Source organism: Sphingobium terrigena (genome assembly GCF_003591655.1).
GTDB lineage: Bacteria > Pseudomonadota > Alphaproteobacteria > Sphingomonadales > Sphingomonadaceae > Sphingobium > Sphingobium terrigena.
Genome location: NZ_QVRA01000021.1, coordinates 24,273 through 46,802, shown reverse-complemented (window position 1 = coordinate 46,802; position 22,530 = coordinate 24,273). Strand labels below are relative to the sequence as shown.

At 64.5% G+C, this 22,530-nt stretch carries 28 protein-coding genes; 12 read left to right on the top strand and 16 right to left on the bottom strand.

The window, feature by feature from the left end; all coding sequences use genetic code 11:
• Positions 1 to 16: 16 nt before the first annotated feature.
• On the bottom strand, positions 17 to 1,291 hold the full coding sequence (locus D0Z70_RS18490) for a multidrug effflux MFS transporter (protein ID WP_119748985.1): 1,275 nt from the start codon (positions 1,289 to 1,291) through the stop codon (positions 17 to 19).
• A gap of 232 nt (positions 1,292 to 1,523) precedes the next feature.
• On the opposite strand from D0Z70_RS18490, the gene D0Z70_RS18485 reads away from it, so the two are divergent.
• Positions 1,524 to 1,820, top strand: coding sequence for an SEL1-like repeat protein (locus tag D0Z70_RS18485; protein ID WP_119748983.1), 297 nt, complete (start codon positions 1,524 to 1,526; stop codon positions 1,818 to 1,820).
• On the opposite strand, the gene D0Z70_RS18480 is transcribed toward D0Z70_RS18485, so the two are convergent.
• The 4 genes from D0Z70_RS18480 to D0Z70_RS18465 form a co-directional block, all read right to left on the bottom strand.
• Positions 1,817 to 2,950, bottom strand: coding sequence for a GNAT family N-acetyltransferase (locus D0Z70_RS18480; RefSeq protein ID WP_119748981.1), 1,134 nt, complete (start codon positions 2,948 to 2,950; stop codon positions 1,817 to 1,819). The two genes, D0Z70_RS18485 and D0Z70_RS18480, sit on opposite strands and share 4 nt — an antisense overlap.
• Before the next feature lie 87 nt (positions 2,951 to 3,037).
• Positions 3,038 to 3,502, bottom strand: a complete 465-nt coding sequence (locus D0Z70_RS18475; protein WP_119748979.1) for a RidA family protein — start codon at positions 3,500 to 3,502, stop codon at positions 3,038 to 3,040.
• On the bottom strand, positions 3,499 to 4,155 hold the full coding sequence (locus tag D0Z70_RS18470) for an HAD family hydrolase (RefSeq protein WP_119748977.1): 657 nt from the start codon (positions 4,153 to 4,155) through the stop codon (positions 3,499 to 3,501). Before D0Z70_RS18470 ends, D0Z70_RS18475 begins: the two co-directional genes overlap by 4 nt.
• Entirely contained in the window at positions 4,152 to 4,439 is a 288-nt protein-coding gene (locus D0Z70_RS18465) for a DUF3572 domain-containing protein (RefSeq protein WP_119749028.1), read from the bottom strand. The genes D0Z70_RS18470 and D0Z70_RS18465 overlap by 4 nt, the downstream gene beginning before the upstream one ends.
• Before the next feature lie 72 nt (positions 4,440 to 4,511).
• Between D0Z70_RS18465 and D0Z70_RS18460 the strand changes: the two genes are divergently transcribed.
• A complete protein-coding gene (locus D0Z70_RS18460) occupies positions 4,512 to 4,874 on the top strand; it encodes a response regulator (protein ID WP_182914028.1) in 363 nt (120 codons plus the stop codon).
• A 135-nt stretch (positions 4,875 to 5,009) separates the two neighbouring features.
• On the top strand, positions 5,010 to 6,848 hold the full coding sequence (locus D0Z70_RS18455; protein ID WP_119748975.1) for a PhoX family protein: 1,839 nt from the start codon (positions 5,010 to 5,012) through the stop codon (positions 6,846 to 6,848).
• A gap of 221 nt (positions 6,849 to 7,069) precedes the next feature.
• Here the strand turns inward: D0Z70_RS18455 and rpmG are convergent, their stop codons facing one another.
• Positions 7,070 to 7,237 (bottom strand): 50S ribosomal protein L33, encoded by a 168-nt coding sequence (gene rpmG / locus D0Z70_RS18450; protein WP_006959016.1) that lies wholly within the window; start codon positions 7,235 to 7,237, stop codon positions 7,070 to 7,072.
• Positions 7,238 to 7,435: 198 nt separating this feature from the next.
• Here rpmG and D0Z70_RS18445 point away from each other — a divergent pair, with 198 nt between their 5' ends.
• The 3 genes from D0Z70_RS18445 (at position 7,436) to D0Z70_RS18435 (ending at position 8,939) form a co-directional block, all read left to right on the top strand.
• Positions 7,436 to 7,765, top strand: coding sequence for a hypothetical protein (locus D0Z70_RS18445; protein WP_119748973.1), 330 nt, complete (start codon positions 7,436 to 7,438; stop codon positions 7,763 to 7,765).
• A 13-nt stretch (positions 7,766 to 7,778) separates the two neighbouring features.
• Positions 7,779 to 8,345: a TMEM165/GDT1 family protein gene (locus D0Z70_RS18440; protein WP_119748971.1), complete on the top strand. Its 567-nt coding sequence runs from the start codon at positions 7,779 to 7,781 to the stop codon at positions 8,343 to 8,345.
• Between the two features lie 102 nt (positions 8,346 to 8,447).
• A complete protein-coding gene (locus D0Z70_RS18435; protein WP_119748969.1) occupies positions 8,448 to 8,939 on the top strand; it encodes a Dps family protein in 492 nt (163 codons plus the stop codon).
• Positions 8,940 to 9,061: 122 nt separating this feature from the next.
• On the opposite strand, the gene D0Z70_RS18430 is transcribed toward D0Z70_RS18435, so the two are convergent.
• From D0Z70_RS18430 to D0Z70_RS18400, 7 genes are all read right to left on the bottom strand, one after another.
• Complete coding sequence (locus tag D0Z70_RS18430) at positions 9,062 to 9,532, bottom strand: GreA/GreB family elongation factor (protein ID WP_119748967.1); 471 nt, start codon at positions 9,530 to 9,532, stop codon at positions 9,062 to 9,064.
• A 3-nt stretch (positions 9,533 to 9,535) separates the two neighbouring features.
• Entirely contained in the window at positions 9,536 to 11,362 is a 1,827-nt protein-coding gene (gene cobT, locus D0Z70_RS18425; RefSeq protein ID WP_119748965.1) for a cobaltochelatase subunit CobT, read from the bottom strand.
• Entirely contained in the window at positions 11,359 to 11,706 is a 348-nt protein-coding gene (locus D0Z70_RS18420) for a HepT-like ribonuclease domain-containing protein (protein WP_119748963.1), read from the bottom strand. The genes cobT and D0Z70_RS18420 overlap by 4 nt, the downstream gene beginning before the upstream one ends.
• Positions 11,696 to 11,992: a nucleotidyltransferase family protein gene (locus tag D0Z70_RS18415; protein ID WP_119748961.1), complete on the bottom strand. Its 297-nt coding sequence runs from the start codon at positions 11,990 to 11,992 to the stop codon at positions 11,696 to 11,698. The genes D0Z70_RS18420 and D0Z70_RS18415 overlap by 11 nt, the downstream gene beginning before the upstream one ends.
• Positions 11,993 to 12,008: 16 nt before the next feature.
• Entirely contained in the window at positions 12,009 to 13,016 is a 1,008-nt protein-coding gene (cobS, locus tag D0Z70_RS18410) for a cobaltochelatase subunit CobS (protein ID WP_119748959.1), read from the bottom strand.
• A gap of 86 nt (positions 13,017 to 13,102) precedes the next feature.
• Positions 13,103 to 14,395, bottom strand: a complete 1,293-nt coding sequence (locus D0Z70_RS18405) for an Hsp70 family protein (RefSeq protein ID WP_119748957.1) — start codon at positions 14,393 to 14,395, stop codon at positions 13,103 to 13,105.
• Positions 14,396 to 14,680: 285 nt separating this feature from the next.
• Positions 14,681 to 15,301, bottom strand: a complete 621-nt coding sequence (locus tag D0Z70_RS18400) for a J domain-containing protein (protein ID WP_119748955.1) — start codon at positions 15,299 to 15,301, stop codon at positions 14,681 to 14,683.
• A gap of 44 nt (positions 15,302 to 15,345) precedes the next feature.
• Here D0Z70_RS18400 and D0Z70_RS18395 point away from each other — a divergent pair, with 44 nt between their 5' ends.
• Entirely contained in the window at positions 15,346 to 15,633 is a 288-nt protein-coding gene (locus D0Z70_RS18395; protein ID WP_119748953.1) for a BolA family protein, read from the top strand.
• A complete protein-coding gene (locus D0Z70_RS18390) occupies positions 15,633 to 16,538 on the top strand; it encodes a pirin family protein (RefSeq protein WP_119748951.1) in 906 nt (301 codons plus the stop codon). Before D0Z70_RS18395 ends, D0Z70_RS18390 begins: the two co-directional genes overlap by 1 nt.
• A gap of 77 nt (positions 16,539 to 16,615) precedes the next feature.
• On the opposite strand, the gene D0Z70_RS18385 is transcribed toward D0Z70_RS18390, so the two are convergent.
• Entirely contained in the window at positions 16,616 to 17,410 is a 795-nt protein-coding gene (locus D0Z70_RS18385) for a zinc-ribbon domain-containing protein (protein WP_119748949.1), read from the bottom strand.
• 169 nt (positions 17,411 to 17,579) lie between these two features.
• Here D0Z70_RS18385 and ftsE point away from each other — a divergent pair, with 169 nt between their 5' ends.
• The 4 genes from ftsE to D0Z70_RS18365 are packed head-to-tail and all read left to right on the top strand — an operon-like array spanning position 17,580 to position 20,433.
• Positions 17,580 to 18,290: a cell division ATP-binding protein FtsE gene (gene ftsE / locus D0Z70_RS18380; protein ID WP_119748947.1), complete on the top strand. Its 711-nt coding sequence runs from the start codon at positions 17,580 to 17,582 to the stop codon at positions 18,288 to 18,290.
• Positions 18,290 to 19,195 carry a cell division protein FtsX gene (locus D0Z70_RS18375; RefSeq protein WP_119748945.1) on the top strand — a complete coding sequence of 302 codons (906 nt, stop codon included), beginning with the start codon at positions 18,290 to 18,292 and terminating at the stop codon, positions 19,193 to 19,195. Before ftsE ends, D0Z70_RS18375 begins: the two co-directional genes overlap by 1 nt.
• A complete protein-coding gene (locus D0Z70_RS18370; protein WP_119748943.1) occupies positions 19,192 to 19,722 on the top strand; it encodes a YdcF family protein in 531 nt (176 codons plus the stop codon). Before D0Z70_RS18375 ends, D0Z70_RS18370 begins: the two co-directional genes overlap by 4 nt.
• A gap of 15 nt (positions 19,723 to 19,737) precedes the next feature.
• Complete coding sequence (locus tag D0Z70_RS18365) at positions 19,738 to 20,433, top strand: lysophospholipid acyltransferase family protein (protein WP_119748941.1); 696 nt, start codon at positions 19,738 to 19,740, stop codon at positions 20,431 to 20,433.
• On the opposite strand, the gene D0Z70_RS18360 is transcribed toward D0Z70_RS18365, so the two are convergent.
• Positions 20,430 to 21,335, bottom strand: coding sequence for a prephenate/arogenate dehydrogenase family protein (locus D0Z70_RS18360; protein ID WP_119748939.1), 906 nt, complete (start codon positions 21,333 to 21,335; stop codon positions 20,430 to 20,432). The two genes, D0Z70_RS18365 and D0Z70_RS18360, sit on opposite strands and share 4 nt — an antisense overlap.
• Positions 21,336 to 21,339: 4 nt before the next feature.
• Positions 21,340 to 22,449 (bottom strand): histidinol-phosphate transaminase, encoded by a 1,110-nt coding sequence (hisC, locus tag D0Z70_RS18355; RefSeq protein WP_119748937.1) that lies wholly within the window; start codon positions 22,447 to 22,449, stop codon positions 21,340 to 21,342.
• Positions 22,450 to 22,530 lie beyond the last annotated feature (81 nt).

Sequence of the window (22,530 nt, the reverse complement as noted above, 5' to 3'; positions counted from 1 at the left end):
CGCCCCGTTTTTTCGTTCAGTGCATGACCTCGAACTCGATGTCCCGCAGCCCGCCATGATTGGGCCGGGTGAACAGCTTGCCCCGCTCCGCCCAAATCACGATCAGAAAGCTGATCGATCCGAACACCAGCAGCCCCATGGTCAGCGGCAGGGTGGTGCCGTTGAAGGCACGGCCAACGATGCTGCCCAGTGCGGCGGACAGGGCGGTGGTCAGGAACGCCTGAAAGGAAGAAGCGACGCCTGCGCCCTTCGAGAATGGCTCCATCGAGATCGCGCTGAAATTGGAGGCGGTGAAGGCGACGGTGATCATCGTCATCGATTGCAAGAGCATGAAGGTGACGATCGTCTCCCGCCCGGACAGGATCACGGCCAGATGGACGATGGCGATCAGGATGAAAGCGATCAACGCCCCCTGACTCATGCGTCGCGCGCCAAAGCGCGACACCAGCCGGCTGTTGAGCAGGCTGCCGACCCCCATACATCCTGCAATGATGGCAAAAGCGATCGGAAAAATATGTTCGGCCTTGAACACGTCGAAGAAAATTTGCTGCACCGACAGGATGAAGCCGATCAGTCCGCCCATCACCACGCCGCTGGCCAGCATATAGCCGATCGAGCTGCGCGTGCGCATGATCGTGCCGACAGTGTGCAGCAGCGCGCCGACCGTGATCCGCATCCGGTTTTCGGGGCGCAAGGTTTCGGGCAGCCGCACGATCATCCATAGCAGGACCAGGCTCGCCAATATCGTCAGCGCCCAGAAGATCCAGCGCCATGGCGCGATCCACAATATGGCCTGCCCGAAACTGGGGGCTATCACCGGGATCAGCATGAATACCGCAAAGATCAGCGACATCACCCGCGCCATGGCATCGCCGCGGAAACGGTCGCGCACGATCCCCACGGTGATGACGCGGCTTGCCCCGGCAAAAAAGCCGGCGCAGGCGCGGCCGATCAGCATCATGGGAAAGCTTTGCGCCGCGGCGCAGGCCATGGACGAGAGGATGAACAGCACCATCGCCCAGCCCAGCACCCGCTTGCGACCATAGCGGTCGGACAGGACGCCAAACAGCAGTGATCCGACGCCCAGCCCCAGAAAATAGACGCTGATGATCAACTGCCGGTCATTGGGCTGCGCGATCGCCAGATCGCGGCCGATGGCGGGCAAGGCAGGCAGCATCGGGTCGATCGACAATGCGTTCATCGCCATCAGACAGGCGCATAGAGCCACGAATTCGCGGAACTGCATGTCCTTGCCCAAGGGCGTGCTGGCGGAAGGGGGAGTTTGGGCCATGCGTGCGGCTATGGGGATAATGACGCGTCGATGCCAGTCCTTATCTGCCACTGTTCATCGCACGGCTCGGCGCGCATTAACCTTGCCTGCCCCCGGAATAGCGCGAGTCCGGCCTGCTATGCGGCCAAAGCCGTTAACCATTTTTTAGCAGCTGCCGGTCCAACCTGATCTTCGTGGAAAAAGAACAAGGGTTGTCGTCCATTGGGTTAGTGTTGGAAAAGGGAACAGGGTCATGGGCAATAGTATCAAAAGTGCGCAATTTCTAATCGACAGCCGTATGGCGCGGGCAGCCGGCGGATCGGCAGAGGCCTGTTTCGATCTGGGCGTCGCCTATAGCTGCGGCACCGGTGATATGCCGATCGACCTGATCGAGGCACATAAATGGTTCAATCTGGCGGCCCTTGGCGGCAGCGAAGAGGGCCAGGCGATGCGCGCCGAAATTGCCGAGGAAATGACCGCCCGCGAAATCGCCGAGGCCCAGCGTCAGGCCCGCGCCTGGATCGCCCTCACGCAAGTGCGCGCCGCTTAATCGGCTTTCCTGAACGGCGTCCGTTCGGCCAGCCATTGGCGGTCCTGCTGCACGCCTGCCCGCTCTGCAGCCAGGAAATCGGCCACCGCGCGCCGAAAACCCGGATCGGGAATAAAATGTGCGGAAAAGGTCGGTTCGGGGGCATAGCCCCGCGCCAGCTTGTGTCCGCCCTGCGCGCCCGCCTCCACGCGAGCAAGACCGCGCGCGATCGCGACGTCGATCGCCTGATAATAGCAGAGTTCGAAATGGAGGTTCGGCACCTCCTCGCTACAGCCCCAATAGCGGCCATAAAGCGTATCCGCGCCGATCATGTTGAGCGCGCCCGCAATCGCTTGGCCCTGGCGCAGCGCCAGCATCAGCAGCACCCGGTTCGCCATCGTCTCGCCCAGTAGCGAGAAGAAGGACCGTGTCAGATAGGGCGTTCCCCATTTGCGCGCGCCGGTATCCTGATAGAAATCCCAGAATATGTCCCAATGCGCCTCGGTCAGATCGTCTCCAGTCAGGTGGACGATCTCCAGCCCTTCCACCGCCCGCGCCCGTTCCTTGCGGATATTCTTGCGCTTGGCGCTCGACAGGTCGGCCAGAAAATCATCGAAACAGCCATAGCCGCGATTGGACCAATGAAACTGGCTGTCCTCGCGGATCAGCCAGCCCGCCGCCTCGAAATGCGCCATCTGATCGGGTGCCACGAAAGTCGCATGGGCCGACGACAGGCCGTTGCGCTCCACCACTGTCTCGATCCCCGCAATCAGTGCCGGGGCAAGGCTCCGGTCGCGCAGCAGCAGCCGGGGACCAGGCACGGGGGAGAAGGGCGCGGCGATCTGGATCTTGGGATAATAGCGCCTGCCCGCCCGGTGCCAGGCATCGGCCCAGCCATGGTCGAACACATATTCGCCCTGGCTGTGGCTCTTGGCATAGAGCGGCGCAGCGGCGGCAATCTGCCCATCCGCCCCGTCGATCAGCAGCGGCAGCGGTTGCCAGCCCGTCCCTTCGCCCACGCTGCCCGACCGTTCGAGCGCGCTCAGGAAATCCCAGCTGACAAAGGGATTGTCGGCCCCCGCGCAGGCATCCCACTGGTCGCGCGGCAGGTAAGCCACCCCCGCGGCGATGCGCGCGACGACATCGCTCATCGGCGGGCCTTCAGGCGTTGGGGTCGGGCGGCATGGGTCACAGCCCGGAAAATTGGGTCGCGCCCGCTATTGCGCAAGGTCCGCCGGTCAGCCAGCCGCGCGGACCAGCACGATCGCGTCGATTTCCACCACTGCGCCCAGCGGCAGCACGGGGACACCCACCGCGCTGCGGGCGTGCTTGCCTGCCTCGCCAAACACCTCGACCATCAGTTCGGACGCGCCATTGGCGACCTTGGGCTGGTCGGTGAAGGAGGGCGCGCTGGCGATGAAGGCGCCCAGCTTCACCACCCGCTCGACGCGATCAAGGCTGCCGAGCGCCGCCTTCATCTGCGCGATCAGGTTGAGGCCGCAGATGCGCGCTGCCGCAACGCCATAATCCAGTTCCCGGTCCTCCCCCAGACGCCCGGTCATCAGCCCGTCGGGGGCGAGCGAAATCTGCCCGGAAATATGCAGCAGGTTACCGGCCTGCACGCTCGACACATAGGCGGCGACCGGGGCGGCGGCCTGGGGCAGGGTGATGCCGAGTTCGGCAAGGCGGGCGTCGATGCTCATGATAAGGCTCCGTCTGTAGTCAATGTTTCGGTCGGGGCCGGCCCGGCGGCCAGCTTTTCCATGATCCAGCGTTCGGCCGCCACCCAGTCGTCGATCCGCGCATGGGCATGGCGAGCGGCGGGCACCGTTGCGGCAATTTCCGGCTCGCCCACCATATGCAGCCGCCATACGCCGGGCGCATGACGCGCGACCGACGCATGATGTTCGGCCAGATCGTCGATGAACAGCGCGACGCTGGCATCATGCGCCGTGACGATCGCGGACAGCGGTTCGCCCTTTGGCCCATGATTCCAGTGGACCGGAAAGTTGAGGCCGAACGCCGCCAACTGCTCGACCCGCAACTGGTGATGGCGCTCGCCAATATTGGTCAGCACGACGATGTCGGCCACCTGCGCCAGCCGCCCCAGCGCTGCGACCGCGCCTGCAATTGGCGTCTGCCGGTGCATTTCCGTGTCGAAAAATTCCACCAGCAACGCCCATACCCGGTCGCGCTCGACAACCAGGCCGCTATCCTTGTGCCGCAGCGCTTCGGCAAAACCGCGATCGTGCATGTTGAAATGCACATCATGCGTCTCGTCCAGCCAGGCGCGGAACGGCACGACCATGTGCAACAGCACCTCGTCGCAATCGGTGATGATCAGCGGGCGGCTCATCGGCTCAAACTCTCCTGCGCGGCGATCAATAGGTCGGGGCGCGTGTCGATCGCCTCGGCACAGGCGATCAGGTCCGGCTCATGATCGGCCAGAAAAGCCAGCACCGCGCTCAATATTGCCGGATTGTCGATCCCGGCGCGCAGCGCGTCACTGTCGAGGCCCGTCAGCGCCAGCAGCCGGTCGGCCCGCTGTCCGTCGGCCAATATCCAGCCCAGCGCCATCAGCGCCAGCGTGGCCGGGTCCGCGCCGCTATCTTGCTTGCCATTATGGGTGTCGGGTCGCATGATCGGCTCTCGGCGGGGGTGCGGCCAGGGGATGGCGCGCTTCATGGGCTGCTTGGAAATTATGGGTGACTGGTGGCAAAGCGCGTGCTTGTTGTCGAGGACAACGAACTTAATCTGAAACTTTTTTGCGATTTGCTGCGGGCCCATGGCCATGACGTGTTGCCGATGCGCGACGGGCGCGACGTGCTGGTGCAGGCGCGCGACTTTCTGCCCGACCTTGTGATAACCGACATTCACCTGCCCCATGTCAGCGGGCTGGACCTGATCATTTCCCTGAAAGCCGATGATCGCCTGTCTGCCGTGCCGATCATGGCGGTGACCGCTTATGCCGGGAAGGGCGACGAGGACCGTATTCGCGCCGCGGGCGCGCAGGCCTATGTGTCCAAACCCATTTCGGTGCTGCGTTTTGTCGAACAGGTGAACAGCCTGCTGTAACAGCCCTGTCATGCGTCTTTCATCACCCTGACCCGGTCCCGCCGTCCGCTTGTCATCCCTTGCTGGCACTGCGCCACGGCCACAGGGGCGCGGCGCTCTGCCGACGGCCCGGAAACGCTATAAGGGTAATCAACCATGTCCCATCTGACCGACGAAGCGCGCGCGCCCTATCGTGATGCGCAGCCGACCATTTCCATGGGCGACAATAGCCTGGAAGCGATCGTTGCAGCCAATCCTGCGCGCCGCACGATCCTGAAAAATGGCCTGCTGGGCCTGTCGATCCTGCCGATGCTGGGCGCGCTGTCTGCCTGTGGCGACGACGATGATGGCGGGGCAAGCCCGACGCCCACCCCCACGCCGACCCCGACGCCGACCGACAGCTATGCCATCACCTTCGCCGGGGTTGCCGCCAACCAGAATGACACCGTCACCGTGCCGACCGGTTACACCGTCGACGTGTTGCTGAAGGCGGGCGATTCGGTGGAAAGCGGCACGCCTTATTCGGGCAGCTTCCCGACCCCTGCCGATGCTGAGAAATGGGCCGGCGGCAATCATGACGGCATGGAATATTTCGACCTGTCGGGCGTCGACGCCAATAGCGGCGGGCTGCTGGCGCTGAACCATGAATATCCCGACTTCGGCATATTGATGTCCGGCAGCTACAATGCCGCCACCGCCACTGCCGATCAAAAGGCGCTGGCCCTGTCGGCGGTCGGCATCTCCGTGGTCGAAATCGCCAAGGGCAGCGATGGCAAATGGGCGGTCAAGGCCGGATCGCGCTTCAACAAGCGCTATACCGGCAACGACCTCTATCGCGCGGGTGGTCCCGCCGCGGGCCTGTTGTCCAGTTCGATCAAGGGAATGCTCAACAATTGCGCGTCGGGCCGCACGCCCTGGGGCACCTACCTCACCTGCGAGGAAACCACCGATAATTATCTCGATCCGACCCAGCCTGCCGAAGATTATGGCTGGGTGGTCGAAATCGATCCCTATCAGGAACTGGCCGCCCCGACCAAGCGCACCGCGCTCGGCCGCTTCAGTCACGAAAACACGGCCTATATGGCCAATAGCGACAATCGCGTCGCCATCTATATGGGTGACGACACGACGCCGGGCTGCATCTATAAATTCATCCCCGACCGGGCTCTCTCCACCGCCAACCGGGCGGCCAATATCGATCTGCTCGACTATGGCACGCTCTATGTCGCGCGTTTCAATGGCGACGGCACGGGCGAATGGCGCGCGCTGGTGCAGGGCCAGAACGGCCTGATCGTCGGCGCGTCCGATCCGGGCGACGTCAGCCAGTTCACGACGCCGCCTGCCCCCGCCACGGTCAATTTCGCCAATCAGGCCGACGTGCTGATCAACTGCCAGTCGGCAGCGCGCGTCGCGGGCGGCACCATCATGGACCGTCCCGAATGGATCACGGTTGCGCCCGACAACAGCGCCGTGTTCGTCACCCTGACCAACAATAGCGGTCGCCGCGTCACCGACGCGCCCAACCCGCGCGTCACCAACCGCCACGGCCATATCGTCAAGTTCAAGGAAGAGGGCAATTCGCCGCTCGCCACCAAGTTCAGCTGGGAAATCTTCCTGCTGGCGGGCAGCCCGACCCTGACCGAGGACAATCTCAAGGGCAATATCAACGGCGATCCCTTCTCCAGCCCGGACGGCCTGCGCATCGACCCCAAGGGGCGCCTGTGGGTCCAGACCGATGCCAGCACCAGCAGTGCGACCACGTCGGTGTTCGGCAATAATTCGATGTATTATGTCGATCAGGTCACGAAGAAGTCGACCCGCTTCCTGGTCGGCCCAACTGGTTGCGAAATCACGGGTCTCGCCTATACGCCGGACCTCAAGACCTTCTTCATCAACATCCAGCATCCCACCGGCAACTGGCCGGTCGCCGGGCAACAGCCGCGCTCCTCGACCATCGTGGTCCGCCGCACGGATGCCAAGCCGGTCGGCAACTAAGCGCCAAGCTGCGATCATACGGCCCCTCCCCCTTGAGGGGGAGGTTGGGTGGGGGTGTGCTGCCGCCAGCGTGGACGCTCGGCTTCGCCTTGCTCCCCCTCCCCGCCGGGGAGGGGGAGCGAGAGACAACCAACAGCAAAAGGCCCGTTCCAGCATTGGAACGGGCCTTTTGGCTATCTAAAAAACCGATCAGGCGCGCGGGGCGTCAACCCCGCTACGGCTTACTTGATCTTGGCTTCCTTGAACTCGACATGCTTGCGCACGACCGGGTCATACTTGCTGAAGCTCAGCTTTTCGGTCTTGGTGCGCGGGTTCTTCTTGGTGACGTAGAAGAAGCCGGTGTCAGCGGTGCTGACGAGGCGAATCTTGACAGTTGCTGGCTTGGCCATGGCCTTATCCCCGGACGTGAATATAAAAAAGTAAGAGCGGCCCGCCAAATGTCAGGACCGCCCCGTTTCAGCGGTGGCCCATGGGGCAGATTCGCGTCGCTGTCAAGTTTGGCGCGCCCGTCTTGGCCGGTTTACCCGGTCTTAACCAGACAGGCGCATCATGCCAATGGGACGACAGGACAGGGAAGGGGCTTTCCCATGCGACATGATCCGATGCTGGCGATATTGGCCGACCTGATGCGACGGGTCGATGGGCTGGCGGGCCAGCGCGGCCATCTGTCGGTCGCCCGGCTGCATGATGAAGTCGACCAGATTCGCCATATCGCCCGCGCCTTTCACCTGGATGACGTCGAAGGATTGGCCGGGACGCTCGAATCGGCGCTCTCGCTCCACGGCCTTGGCCCGGTGGTCCTCTCCTATCTCGACCTGATGCGCGACGCGATCGCCAGCGACATGCCCGTGGCCGACATCGTGCCGATCATCGCGCACCGCCCGCCCGCCGCCGCACGTCCCACCCTGCGCGCCTGAACCAGCGCCGCCGATGGACGCCCTGCTGCTTGCCCTGCTCGGCTGCCTGCTTGGCGAAATCGGTGACAAGAGCCAGTTGCTCGTCCTCGCGCTCGCTGCCCGTTATCAGCGCAATGGGGCTGTGATCGCCGGCATCATCGTCGCCGCCATCGCCAACGCCGCCATTTCCGCCACGGCGGGCGCGTGGATCGGCCCGATGCTGGGGGCGGACGCCCGCCTCCTCTTCCTCTCGCTCTCCGTCCTGTTTCTGGGGATCGGCATTTTCTGGCCAGTCACCCCGCCCGATCCGCTGGCCAACTGGCCGACCGGCGCGTTCCTCACCACGATGCTGGGCCTTTTCATCCTGGGCTTTGGCGATGGCCCGCAATTTCTGATCCTGGGGATCACTACCCATAGCGGCAATCCGGTGCTGGCGGCGGTCGGCGGCGCGATCGGCGTGATTGCAGCGTCCGTGCCGGTCGTGCTGCTGCGTGACCGGATATTCGCTGTCCTGCCCACCCGCGCGATCCGGCTGGGCGGCGGCGTGCTGCTGCTGATCGCGGGCGGGATCATGGCGCTGTCGGCGTTGGTGCTTTTCTGATCGCTTTCTTTCATCAGGCTGATCGCGTTTTTCGGTGGCACCTTATGCGCCGTCGATCATTATATGTCCGAAACCAATATCGCACTGCCCAGGAGGACATAGATGACCGCCGCCGATCTCAAGACCCCCACTGACCTTAAAAGCAACGCCACCAAGTCCGTGGCGCAGGCGCTCAACGGCGCGCTGGCGGACAGCTATGCGCTGTACCTCAAGACCAAGAATTTTCACTGGCACGTGTCAGGCCCGCATTTCCGCGACTATCATCTCATGTTCGATGAACAGGCTGCCGAAATCCTCGCCACCACCGACCTGATTGCCGAGCGCGTGCGCAAGACCGGCAATGTCACGCTGCGCTCGATCGGCGACATTTCACGCCATCAGAGCCTGACCGACAATGACGCCGAATTTGTCAGCCCCGCCGACATGCTGATGGAATTGCGCAACGACAATCTGGCGCTGGTCGAATCCTTCCGCGCGGTCAAGGCCGCCGCGACCGAAGCGGGCGACAATGCCACCGAAGGCATTGTCGATGACTGGACCGATCAGGCCGAACAGCGCGCCTGGTTCCTGTTCGAGGCTGGCCGGGGCGCTTAAGCCGCGGCAGGCATAAATTTTTCGCGCAGAGGCGCAGAGGACGCTGAGCTAGAATAGCTAAAACTCGGCGGCCGCTGCGCCTCTGCGCGAATCTCTTTATTGGCGTCGCCCGATACGCGGGATCAATCTTCGCTCACTATCGCGATCGCCACTATCTCCACCGCATCCGGCTTCCCGGCAAAATCGACCAACTCGCCAACCGCCGCGTCCATCATCGCGCGCGCCAGCGGGGCGGAAAAGCTGATCCGCCCGTCCGCCGGGTCAGCCTCATCATCGCCGACCAGTCCGACCGTCTTGTCCCGCCCATTCAGCCGATAGGTCACCCGGCATCCGAACGCCACGACATCCCCCGCCGCGACCGGCCGCAACTCCGCCGTCGCCAGCCGCGTGCGCCAGTAGCGCAGCACACGGCTATGCTTCTTGGCATCCTCTTCGGTCATGCCGCTCAGATCGACCGCCTCCAGCGCCGCGACCTTCTCCCGCGTCAGCCGCAAGCCGCGCACTGTCACCCAGTTCGGCCCCGCCGGGATCGGCAGCTCGAACTTGGGTTCCATATGCTCATCATCGCCCTCGCGACGAAAGGCGACACTCATGGCCTAATCCTCATCGAACAACCCGGCCAGCTGCTCCACCATCGTCCCACCAAGTTGCTCGGCGTCCATGATCGTCACCGCGCGCTTGTAATAGCGGGTCACGTCATGGCCGATGCCGATCGCGACCAGCTGCACGGGTGATCGGTTCTCGATCCAGTCGATCACCTGCCGCAAATGCCGTTCCAGATAGGTGCCGCTGTTGACCGACAGGGTGCTGTCATCCACCGGCGCGCCGTCCGAAATCACCATCAGGATGCGCCGCTCCTCATGGCGGGCGATCAACCGGCTATGCGCCCAGAGCAGCGCCTCACCGTCGATATTTTCCTTCAACAGCCCTTCGCGCATCATCAGGCCCAGATTTTTGCGCGCCCGCCGCCACGGCTCGTCCGCCTTTTTATAGACGATATGGCGCAGGTCGTTGAGCCGCCCCGGCATCGGCGGTCGCCCGGCGGCCAGCCACTCCTCGCGCGCCTGTCCGCCCTTCCACGCCCGCGTGGTAAAGCCCAGAATCTCGGTCTTGACCCCGCACCGTTCCAGTGTACGCGCCATGATGTCGGCGCTAATCGCCGCAATGCTGATCGGCCGCCCGCGCATGGAGCCTGAATTGTCGATCAGCAGCGTCACCACCGTGTCGCGAAATTCGGTATCGCGCTCGATCTTGTAGGTCAGCGACCGGGTGGGGTCGATGATGACCCGCGCCAGCCGCGCCGCATCCAGCATCCCTTCATCCTGGTCGAAATCCCAGGATCGCGACTGCTGCGCCATCAACCGCCGTTGCAGCCGGTTGGCAAGCTTCGTCACCGCCCCCTGCAGGCTGACGAGCTGCTGGTCGAGGAAGCCGCGCAACCGCACCAGCTCCTCCTCGTCGCACAGCTCGTCGGCGGTGACGATCTCGTCATGTTTGAGCGTATAGGCCTTATAATCGAAGCCCGGCGGCAGGTCGGACATCGGCCGGTTGGGGCGGACGGGCATCATGCCTTCCTCGCCCATATCGTCCGCGCCCGCATCGCTGTCGGCGTCGAACTCATCGCTATATTCGGTCTCGCCGTCCTCAGTGTCGCCGCCCTGATCCTCGGCGCGGGTTTCGGCGTTTACGTCGCTGTCGCCGGACTCGTCCTGTCCCGAATCGCCGTCCTCTGACTGCTCCTCATCCTCGTCGCCCTCATCCTGGGCTTCGGGTTCGTCGGTATCGGGCGGCACATCGGCGTCGATCAACTGGAGATGTTCCAGCATCGCGGTGGTCAGCTTCTGGAAGGCGCGCTGATCGTCGATGGCCAGCGCCAGCGCGTCCAGATCATGCCCGGCCTTGTCCTCGATCCACTGCTCCACCATCGCCACGCCCGCCGCGACGTCCTTCGGGATCGCCTGTCCGGTCAGCCGCTCGCGGACCTTGAGCGCCAGCGCGGTGGACAGCGGCACCTCGTCCGCCGACCGCGCCCGGCGGATCGCATCGGATTTCAGCCGCAGGTCGAGCGCATGGTTGAGGTTGGCCCGCACCCCTTCCATTTGCCGCGATCCGATCGCCTCGACCCGCGCCTGCTCGACCGCGTCGAACACCGCGCGCGCTACCGCCTCGCCCGGTGCGGACGCCGCATGGATTTTCGCGCTATGATACCGCAATTTCAGCGCATTGGCGTCGGCAAAGCCCCGCGCCAGCGCCACCTGATCGGCGGGCAGGGTCCGTGCCGGCGTCGGCACCTTGATCGCCTTGCCCGCCAGATGCGGCGGATCGGCGGTAAAGCCCACCTCCACCTCGGCATCACGCGCCATAGACCGCGCCGCGCCCGACAGCACGTCCTTGAAAGCGTCGAGGGGTGAGCGTTCGGTCATGGCAGATCCTTGAGCGCTGCGACGCAGGCCGCGCGCAAAACAGGCAGGATGTCGGTCATCGTGGCGAAGATGATCCTCAAGTCCAGCGCATCATAATGGTGACGCAACATATTCCCCAGTCCCCGGATGGCGTCAGCCGGGATGGACGGGGCAATCGCGCCCATCCGGTCCTTGCCGATCTTGATCACCGCTTCTGTAATCCGTTGCAAACAGCGTTCCGATGCATCGATCGTCTTTCGATCGGCAGCGAAGCGCGCATAGTCCAGCCCGTCGATATAGATCGCTATCGCATCGCAATTTTCCACGATGTCCAGCAGCCGATGCTGTTCCCGACTAGAAGACACGCACCCGATCCTTGTCGATTTCCGCCTGGAAGCGCGCTTTTCGCGCCGGTTCGCTGACCAGATCGACCGGAACGTCCAGCCAGTCTCCCAACCAGCTGGACATGGCTGCAAAGCGGAACAGGTCCATGCGCGCAGCTTCGTCAATGGTCACGGCGACGTCCACGTCCGAATCCGACCGCGCATCGCCGCGCGCGGTCGATCCGAACAGCGACAGGCTCACGACACCCATGGCCCGCAATTCTGCTTCACGGGCTTTCAGGCGGGCAATGGCTGTCTGCTTGTCCATGACGCTCCTGCGGCTTCTACCCCGCCTTCCCCACAACGCTTTCCGGCAGATCCTTGCCGAACACGCGCTGATAATATTCGGCCACCAGCGCCCGTTCCGCCTCGTCGCATTTGTTGAGGAAGCTCAGGCGGAACGCGAAGCCGACATTTTTGAAGATCAGCGCATTTTGCGCCCAGCTGATCACGGTGCGGGGCGACATGACGGTCGAAATATCGCCGTTGATGAAGCCTTGCCGCGTCAGTTCGGCGACCTTGATCATATTGTCGACTTCCTTGCGGCCGCCCTCATGATCATATTCGCCGGACTTGGCCAGCACCACCTGTGCCTCGGTCGCGGCGGGTAGATAGTTGAGCGCCACCACCAGATTCCACCGGTCCATCTGGCCCTGGTTGATCTGCTGCGTGCCGTGATACAGGCCGGTCGTATCGCCCAGACCCACCGTATTGGCGGTCGCGAACAGGCGGAAATAGGGGTTGGGGCGGATCACGCGATTCTGGTCGAGCAACGTCATCTTGCCGTCCGTCTCCAGCACGCGCTGGATCACGAACATCACGTCGGGGCGGCCCGCATCATATTCGTCGAACACCAAAGCGACCGGCCGCTGCAACGACCAGGGGAGCAAGCCTTCCTTGAATTCGGTAACCTGCTGCCCGTCTTTCAGGACGATGGCGTCGCGCCCGACCAGGTCGATGCGGCTGATATGTGCGTCCAGATTGATGCGGATGCACGGCCATTTCAGGCGCGCGGCGACCTGCTCGATATGGCTCGACTTGCCGGTGCCATGATAGCCCTGCACCATGACGCGGCGGTTGAACGCGAACCCTGCCAGGATCGCCAGCGTGGTGTCCGGGTCGAACACATAAGCGGGGTCCAGGTCCGGCACCCGCTCGTCGGCTTCGCTAAAGGCCGGGATCTGCATATCGACATCAATGCCGAACACATCGCGGGCGTCCACGAACCGGTCGGGGGCATCCATCAGCGTTTCGGCGCGCGTGTCGGGCTGAACGTTGGAAATATCAGTCATCGGGTCATCATCTTCCTGCGAGTCACGCCAGCCCTAACCGATCCATCGCGGCTATGTCGATAGAGTGGGGGCAAGGATACGCCGGATCAAGCGGCCCATTCGGCCAGATTGGCCTCCTGCCCGATCAGTGCCAGCCCATGCGCGATCGATGTGAGTTCGCCCCCGGTCGCAATCCGATCCGCCCCGAAGCGCGCATCGAATATCCCCCGTATTGCCGGGATCAGCGACGATCCGCCGGTCAGGAACACCCGGTCGATGGCATCCGGCGTCACCCCGGCGGTTGCCAGCGCCTTGTCCACTGTAGCCTCGATCCGGGCGATATCGGGCGCGATCCAGCGCTCGAAATCAGCGCGGCTGACCTGCGTCTCAATCTCCAGCTCGCCGCCGGCAAAGCGGAATGCCGCGCTCTCATCCGCCGACAAAGCTCGCTTCAAACTCCCCACCGCATCATAGAGCGGATAGCCCAGTTCCTTCTCGATCACCGTCATCATCCGCCCGATCGCGGCGGGTTCATCGGCGGATTTCTGCAACCGCGCCAGTTCGTCCATCGTCCGCCGGTTGCGCATCAGCGCGAGGCGCGACCAGTCGGCAAAGTCGGCGAAATAGCTGCGGGGTATCTCCAGCGTCTTGCCGAACGACTGGTAACTGCCGCCCTTGCCCAGCATCGGCAGCACCAGATGGTCCATGATCCGATAGTCGAACCGGTCGCCCGCAATACCGATACCCGCCGATCCCAATGGCGTCGCCCGTCGCGCCGCGCCCGGCGCTTCCACCCGCACGATGGAAAAATCGCTGGTGCCGCCGCCAAAATCCGCGACCAGGATTGTCGCGGCCTGGGTCAAACGGCTGGCATAGCTGAACGCGGCGCCCAGCGGTTCGTAAACATAATGAATGTCGGTGCCGAACCCGGCGAACATCGCGTCATAGCGTTTGCGCGCCAGCGCCTCGTCAGGCCGCGACCCGGCATAGGTCACCGGCCGCCCGACGATGATCCGCTCCGGCCTCTGGTCCAAAGCGCCGCCTGCATGGCCGACCATGCGGTTCAAGAACATCGCCCCCAGTTCCTCGAAGCGATAGCGTTTCTCGAACACGTTTGCGCTCTCGAAGATCGGGCTGGCGGCGACCGACTTGAACGACTGGAGGAAGCGGCTATCCTCTGGATATTCCATATATTCCGCGATCGCCCACGGCCCCGCCTCATGCGCCAGCCCGCCCTTGACGCCTTCCTCATGCCAGAAGCACAGCGCCGATCGGAACACCGCGCCGGTCGCTTGGCTACCCGCAAATTCGACCAGATCGGACTGCTGGCCCGTGGCGATGGCGACGACGCTGTTGGTCGTGCCGAAATCTAGGCCCAGCGCGCGCGGCACGTCCTGCATGATTGTGTCTCCGGGGAAGGGGCCGCGCCCTATGGCATCGCCGCCGCATCAGGACAAGGCTGTCCTACACGGGCCTTTGCTGCCATGCTCAGACCTGCTCTTTCCCATCGTCGATCGCGACAAACGGCACGTAATGAAATTACGCCACGTCGCACGAAAATGTCGCATTTACCGGGAAATATGCGAAGTTAAGGTATCCGTGTTCCCGCGCAGGCGGGAACCCAGTCCCGCCGTCTGAACTGGGTTCCCGCCTGCGCGGGAACACTTTTGACCATCACGGAAACTTTAGGCGAACACTGCCGCCTTCTTCAAATGGCCATAGGCTTCGATCACCGCCTGCAAAGCACTCTCATGGCTGCGGTCGCCGCCATTATGGTCGGGGTGATAGCGGCGCAGCAACTGGGTGTAGCGGGTGCGCAGCGCTTTGCGGTCGGCGTCGATCTCCAGTTCCATGACGCGCAGCGCCTTCCGGTCCTCCGCCGACAGGAATTTCCCGTCCTGCCGCATCTGCGCATCGGCCCGTGCCTTGGCCACCCGTTCCTTGAACTTCGCGCCAATGGCGTCGAGCGGATCGGAGAAATCCGACCATTTGGGCGGCGGGCTGTGCGCGTTGGAGGAGAAAGCGCGCGTCTCCCGCTCCCATCCGGCAAAGGGGCGCTGGGCGGCGGCAATTTCCTCCGGCGACATGCCGGTGAAGAAATTATAGCCCTGGTTGAATTCGCGCACATGGTCCAGACACAGCCAGCGCCAGCGCGGCCCCTCGTCACCGGGGCGGGCGCTGCCCTCCAGCGGCGGCGCGCGGAACTCGCCCGCTTCGGGGCAGCCGCTGACCCAGCAGGGGCGGTCGCCCTCCACCCGGCCATGAAAGCGGTTGAAGCGGCGGGTCGAGAAAGGGTCGGTCGACAAAACTGTCCTGATGCAAGTGGCGGCAAAGCGTCTATATAGGCGGCATGACCCAGATTCTGAAAGGCCCAGTGGCCACCGAAATCGAAACGCGGCTGCAAAATGCCCTGACCCCGCAACAGCTGGCCGTAATCGACGACAGCGAAAAGCATCGCGGCCATGCCGGGCATGATGGCTCTGGCGAAAGCCATTTCACCGTGGACATCGTGTCGGATCGCTTCACCGGGCAGAACCGCGTCGCCCGCCAGCGCATGGTCAACGCGGCGCTGGCCGACCTGCTGCGCGACAAGGTCCATGCGTTGGCCATCAAGGCGCACGCACCCGGAGAAGCCTGATGACGATGGACGATCTCATCATCCAGACGATCACGCCCACCACCCATGATCTGGGCGATTTCAAGGTGCACCGGTCGCTCCCCGCCAAGGGCCGCACGATGGTCGGCCCGTTCATCTTTTTCGATCAGGCTGGCCCGGCGAAAATCGGCGCGGGGCAGGGCATTGATGTCCGCCCCCACCCGCACATCAACCTCGCCACCGTCACCTACATGTATGAAGGGGCCTTCTTCCATCGCGATTCGCTGGGGACGGAGCAGATTGTCGAGGCGGGCGCGGTCAATCTGATGACGGCGGGCAAGGGCATCGTCCATAGCGAACGATCGCCCGATGAAGAGCGGGCCAAGCTCTCCAAGCTGTCCGCCATCCAGACCTGGCTGGCGCTGCCCGACGCTCTGGAGGAAATGGACCCGGCGTTCGAGCATGTCGGCGAAGGCGGCCTGCCGGTGATCGAGGCGCATGGGGTGCGCGCCCGCGTGATCATGGGGTCGCTCTGGGGCGAACGCTCACCCGTCACCACCTATGCCGACACCATCTATGCCGATATCCAGCTGTCGCCCGGTGGCCGCGTGCCGATCGACCCGTCCACCGACGAACGCGCGATTTATGTGTCGGGCGGCGACGCCGCGCTCGACGGGATGCTGCTGGCCCCCCAGACCCTCTACGTCCTGCGCCCCGGCACCAGCGCGACGCTGATGAGCGTCGATGGTGGCCGCGTCGTCCTGTGCGGCGGCGAAGCCTTCAAAACGCCGCGCCATGTCTGGTGGAATTTCGTCTCGTCCCGCCAGGACCGGCTGATGCAGGCGCGCGAGGATTGGGAAGCGCTGCGCTTCCCGCTGATCCCCGGCGACGATCAGGAGTTCATCCCGATCCCGCAGGGTAGGCCCAAGACGGTCAGCTATCCATAATTCCTCCCCGTTTCGGGGAGGGGGACCGTCGGCGCAGCCGATGGTGGAGGGGGTGGGCGGCTGGACGCGCCCATGCCCTACTGCACAAAAGTCAGCGACAGATTCTCGGCATTTTTGGGAATGTCGATCCGGCTTTCGTTGATCGACGCTTCCTCGCCCGGCTTCAGGCGGTTCTTGTCCGCCTTGGTCGTCCAGCTGAACACCAGCCGGTTTTGCCGGTCGCGCAATTGCACCAGCACCGGCGGCACCGGCAGCGCCTGCGTCCCGCTGTTGACGATCCGCGCGCCGAACGCGAAATATTCCTCGCCCGTCGGCAGCTTGCGCCGTTCGGCGGGCTTGGACAGATAGAAGAGCAGGTCAGGATCGCCTTCTTCGGCGACCAGCCCCATGCTGACGGCCCATCCCGGCGGGCCGAAATAATAGAAGGCCCCGCCCGCCGCCGCGACAAGCGCGGCAAAGGCGATCGCGGCATAGGTCCACAGCTTGACCGGATTGCGGCGCGGCTTGAACGGCGGGGCGGGTGCAAACTGGCTGTCCGGCGCGGCATCCACTGGCGCACCGGCGTAAATATCATCGAAGCGATTGTCCGCAGGGGCCGCGATCGGCGGCGCAACGGGGGCTGCTTCCTCCGGCACCGCAGGCGCGGCTTCGGGGGCTTGGGGTACTGGGATGGGCGCTGGTGCAGCCACCGGTTCGACGGGCGACACGACGACCGGTGCTTCGACCGGCGCGCTCTCGCGCGGCGGCAGGGCGGCTGGTTGCTGGAACCAGCTATGCTTGCACGCGGCACAGCGGACCTGGCGGCCGGCCGGACCGACGGCGCTGTCCGGCACGACATAGCGCGTCGCGCAATTGGGGCACACCAGGATCATGTTGCTTCATAGGCATGGCAGGGACTCGCGCGCAAGCGGTCAACTTGTGTTGGCGTCATTCCGTCGCGACTCGTGGTCAGATGCGGGCCGGGCTTTACGGCTGCCTGCCCGCTGTGCCATGGCTGTGCTTCCGGGGAACAGGGAGCGCGCGAGCGCCATATTTCAAGACATGTCGGCCATCGTCCAGTTCGAGAATGTCGGCCTGCGCTATGGTCTGGACAGTGAAACCCTGTCCGACGTCAGTTTCACGCTGGCGGGCGGCGGCTTCTATTTCCTGACCGGCGCATCGGGCGCGGGCAAGACCTCGCTGCTCAAATTGCTCTACCTCGCCCAGCGGCCCAGTCGCGGCGTCATCCGCCTGTTCGGCGAGGATGTCGTGACCCTGCCGCGCAAACGCCTGCCCGGCTTCCGCCGTCGTATCGGCGTGGTGTTTCAGGATTTCCGGCTGGTCCCGCATCTGTCCGCCTATGACAATATCGCCTTGCCGCTGCGCGTTTCGGGCATGGAAGAAAGCGAAATAGACGCCCCCGTCACCGAAATGCTCAATTGGGTCGGGCTTGGCGATCGTGGGCAGGCACGGCCCGCGACCCTGTCCGGTGGGGAGCAGCAGCGCGTCGCCATCGCCCGTGCGGTGATCGGGCGGCCCGAAATTTTGGTGGCGGACGAACCGACCGGCAACGTCGATGCTGACATGGCCCGTCGCCTCATGACCCTGTTCGAGGCGCTCAATCGCCTTGGCACCACGATCGTCGTCGCCACCCACGACCTGCCGCTGATCGCGCAGGTATCGGGCGCGCAGATGATGCGGCTGGACAAGGGACGGCTGGCCGACCCGACCGGATCGCTACGCTATCCGCCGCGTCAGCAGGGCAGCGAGTGATGGCGTCGCGCGCGGATCGCCGCGCCGCCGCCGCCGCGCGCCATCGCCTGCTACCCGGCGGGCGGGTGGCCGGGCCGATGCTGTGGATCATCGCGATCATGATGTTCCTGACCGTGCTGGCCGCCGCCGCTGGCCTTGGCCTTGGCGCGGCGGTCCAGTCGATGAGCGCGGACCTTGCCGGACGCGCGAGCGTGCAGGTGGTCGAAGCCAACCCGCAACAGCGCGACCAGCTGGCGGCACGGGCGCTGACCGCCTTGCGCGGCGCGGACGGGGTGCAGGCTGCCGCGGCGGTCGATCCCGCGCTGCTGGCCGACCAGATCCGCCCCTGGTTGGGCGAGGAAGCGACGAGCGGCGACCTGCCGCTGCCCGCTCTGATCGACGTGACGCTGACGCCCGGCGATGCCGATGCAAAGGTCGCGCGGCTGCGCCGCCTGCTCGGCAGCCTGTCGCCTGCCTTGCGGATCGAACCTCACGCCGCCTTCCTGCTGCCGCTTGCCGGATTGCTCTCGGCGCTGGGCTGGCTGGCCGCCGGGGTCGTGCTGCTGATGACACTGGCGACCGGCGCGGTCGTGGTGCTCGCGGCACGCGGCGCGCATGACAGCCATCGCGGCACGATAGAGGTGCTGCACCTGATGGGGTCCACCGACGTCCAGATCGCCCGGCTGTTCCAGCGGCGCATTGGCCTGGATGCCATGCTGGGCAGTGCGCTGGGTTTTGCCTTCGCTGCCTTCGTCATCCTGCTGATCGGCCTGCGCCTCTCGGCGACCGGCTCTGAATTGCTCGGCGCTGTGAGTCTGCCCCCCTTCAGTTGGGCGGTGCTGGCGTTGCTGCCGGTGGCGGGGGTTATATTGGCGACTTTGGCGGCGCGCTGGACGGTGTTGCGGGCGCTGGGGCGAGCGCTGTGATCGTCCGGCTGCTCGCTGTCTCGCTGCTCGGCTGGATGCTGGGCTTTGTCTGGTTTGCGATTTTCCTGCCCCAGCCGCTCGACGGGCGCCAGACCGACGCGATCGTCGTGCTGACCGGCGGCGCGGGGCGGATCGACCGGGGCATCTCCCTGTTGCAGGGCGGCGCGGCGAAGCGGATGCTGATTTCCGGCGTCGATCGGTCGGTCCGTCCGGGGGAACTGGCGGCGCAATATCAGACGCCCGAAGCCTTGTTCACCTGCTGCATCACCTTGGGCCGCGAAGCGATCGACACCCGGTCCAACGCCATCGAAACCGCACGATGGCTGGAACGGCGCGATTATAAGACGGTGCGGCTGATCACCACCGACTGGCATATGCGCCGCGCCGCGCTGGAACTGCGGCAGGCGCTGCCCGGCCGGGTCGCCATCGTCTATGACGCGGTGCCCAGCCGTCCCAGCCTGACGATGCTGGCGCGCGAATATAATAAATATCTGCTGCGCCGGGCCGCTGCACTTCTTGGCATTTGATGGCATAGCGCTCCGATGATCACCTTGCTGCGCTCCATCGTCTTTTCGCTCATCTTCTATCCCGGCAGCCTGCTGCTGGTGCTGGCTGCCTTGATATCCAGCAGTTTTTCGCCGCCCACCGTGCAGCGTGTGTCGACAGTGTGGGGCTGGTTCCACCGCTATTGCGCCCGCTGGCTGCTGGGGCAGAAGGTGGTGATAGAGGGCGATCTGCCGCTTGGTCCCTATCTCTATATCGTCAAGCATGAATCGATGTTCGAAACGATCGACATGCTGTGCGTGTTCGACCGACCGGTGATCGCCGCCAAGCGGGAGCTGTTCGATATTCCGCTATGGGGGACCATTGCCGACCGTTACGGCCTGATCCCGATCGAACGCACCGCCGGGGCAAGTGCGATGCGGACATTGCGGACCCGCGCCAAGGAAGCCAATGAAGCCGGAAGGGCGGTCTGCATCTTCCCCGAAGGCACCCGCGTTCCCCATGGCGAAGCGCCCGCGCTGCGGTCGGGCTTTGCCGGCCTCTATGCGCTGCTGGGGCTGCCGGTGGTGCCGATCGCGCTCAACAGCGGGCTGGTATCGCCCAAGGGCAGTTTCCTGAAAAAAGCGGGCGTCATCACGTACAAGGTTGGCGAGATCGTCCCCGCCGGACTGGACCGGCGCGAGGCGGAAGTGCGGGTCCATGCCGCGATCAACGCGCTGAACCCAAAGCTTTAATGCGCCCGGCCAAAATCTGGCTTGGCATCGTCCTGACCCTGTTCGATGATCGATCGGCGGATGGCGCGGGTGTGGGTGAAGAGGTTGAACAGCGCGTCGCCATCATTCCAGCGGATCGCCCGCTGGAGCGCTGACAGATCCTCCGAAAAGCGCTGGAGCATTTCCAGCACCGCATCCTTGTTGGCCAGAAACACGTCGCGCCACATGGTCGGATCGGACGCCGCGATGCGGGTGAAATCGCGAAAGCCACCGGCGGAATATTTGATGACTTCCGATTGCGTCACATTTTCCAGATCGCTCGCCGTTCCGACGATGGTGTAGGCGATGAGATGCGGCAAATGGCTGGTCACCGCCAGCACCAGATCATGATGCGCCGGGTCCATCATCTCCACGTCCGCGCCGACCCGCCGCCATAGCTCTGCGACGCGCTCGACCGCCACCGGATCGGCATCAGCGGGCGGGGTGACGATGCACCAGCGGCCCTTGAACAGGGTGGCGAAGCCCGCTTCCGGCCCGCTATTTTCGGTCCCCGCCACCGGATGCGCCGGGATGATCGTGCGTCCTGGGAGCGCCGCGACCAACTGGGCCAGCACGTCCGCTTTGCACGATCCGACATCGCTGATGATCGCGTCGGCGGGCAGATCATCGGCCAGTTCCGCGGCCGCCGCGCCCATCGCCCGCACCGGCACGCACAATATCACCAGATCGGCGTCGGTGACTGAAGCCCCCGCCGTGTCGGTGATGTCGTCGCACAGGTCGATCCGCCGCGCGGTGTCCCGCACTGCAGGATCGGCATCATGGCCGGTGACCCGCACGGTCGGCATCTCCGCCCGGATCGCGCGGGCGAGCGAGGAGCCGATCAGGCCAAGGCCGATGATGGTGATGCGGGCGAAAGGGAGCATCGCGTCAGACCGATTCCGCCATGGCGCGCAGTGTGTTCGCGACCGCGCGGGTCTGCGCCTTGGTGCCGATGGTGATGCGCAGGCCGTTGGGCAGCCCCTGTCCGGGCAGCCAGCGGGTGGCGTAACCTTCTTCCCACAATCCCTTCATCGCCGCCTCGGCGGTCAGCTTGCCGTCGAACAGGATCAGCAGGAAGTTGGTCTTGCTCGGCACCACGCGCAGGCCGTGGTTGGACAGCGCACCGATTTCGCCCGCCAGCCACTCGCGCCAGCGCGCATTATGGGTGCGGCTCGATTCTACCCAGCCGCTGTCATTGATCGCGGCGATGGCGGCAGCCTGGCCTGCGGTCGTGACGTTGAACGGCGCGCGGATGCGGTGGAGAATGTCAATCACCTCCGCGCTGGCATAGCCCCAGCCGATCCGTTCGGCGGCCAGCCCGTAAATTTTCGAGAATGTGCGGGTGACAAAAACATTGCTGGCGGTTTTGGTCAGTTCCAGGCCTCCATCATCCTCGTCAGCGTCCAGATATTCGGCATAGGCCTGATCCAGCACGAACAATATGTCGGGGCGCAGGCCCGCGTGCAGGCGCGCAATCTCCTCCCGGCTGGTCATCGTGCCGGTCGGGTTGTTGGGGTTGGCGAGGAACACGACCTTGGTCTTGTCCGTCACCGCGGCCAGCAGCGCGTCCACATCGGTCGCATAGTCCTTGTCCGGCGCGATCACCGGGGTCGCGCCGACGCGGCGGGCGGCAATGTCATAGACCGCAAAGCCATAGCGCACATACAGCACTTCATCGCCCGGCCCGGCATAGGCGCTGGCGGCGATGTGCAGCAGTTCGTCCGAACCGGTGCCGTAGATGATCCGCGCCGGGTCCAGCCCATGCACCGCGCCGATCGCTTCACGCAGTTTCGTGGCACCCGGATCGGGATAGGTGGCAAGGTCGGCGGTGGCGGCGACCAGCGCGGCGCGCGCGGCAGCGCCAGTGCCCAGCGGATTTTCATTGGCCGACAGCTTGATCAGCGGACGGCCATCATCGGTCGCGGACTTGCCCGGCACATAGGGCGAAATGCCGAGAATCCAGTCCTTGGGCGCGGGTTTTACAAGTGTCTCTGTCATGGCGACGCGCTTTAGCGGCTTCCGCGCCAAAGGCAAAGCGGCAGTCCAGATTGACAGCGCTCCACCGTGGTCCTAGCCCGG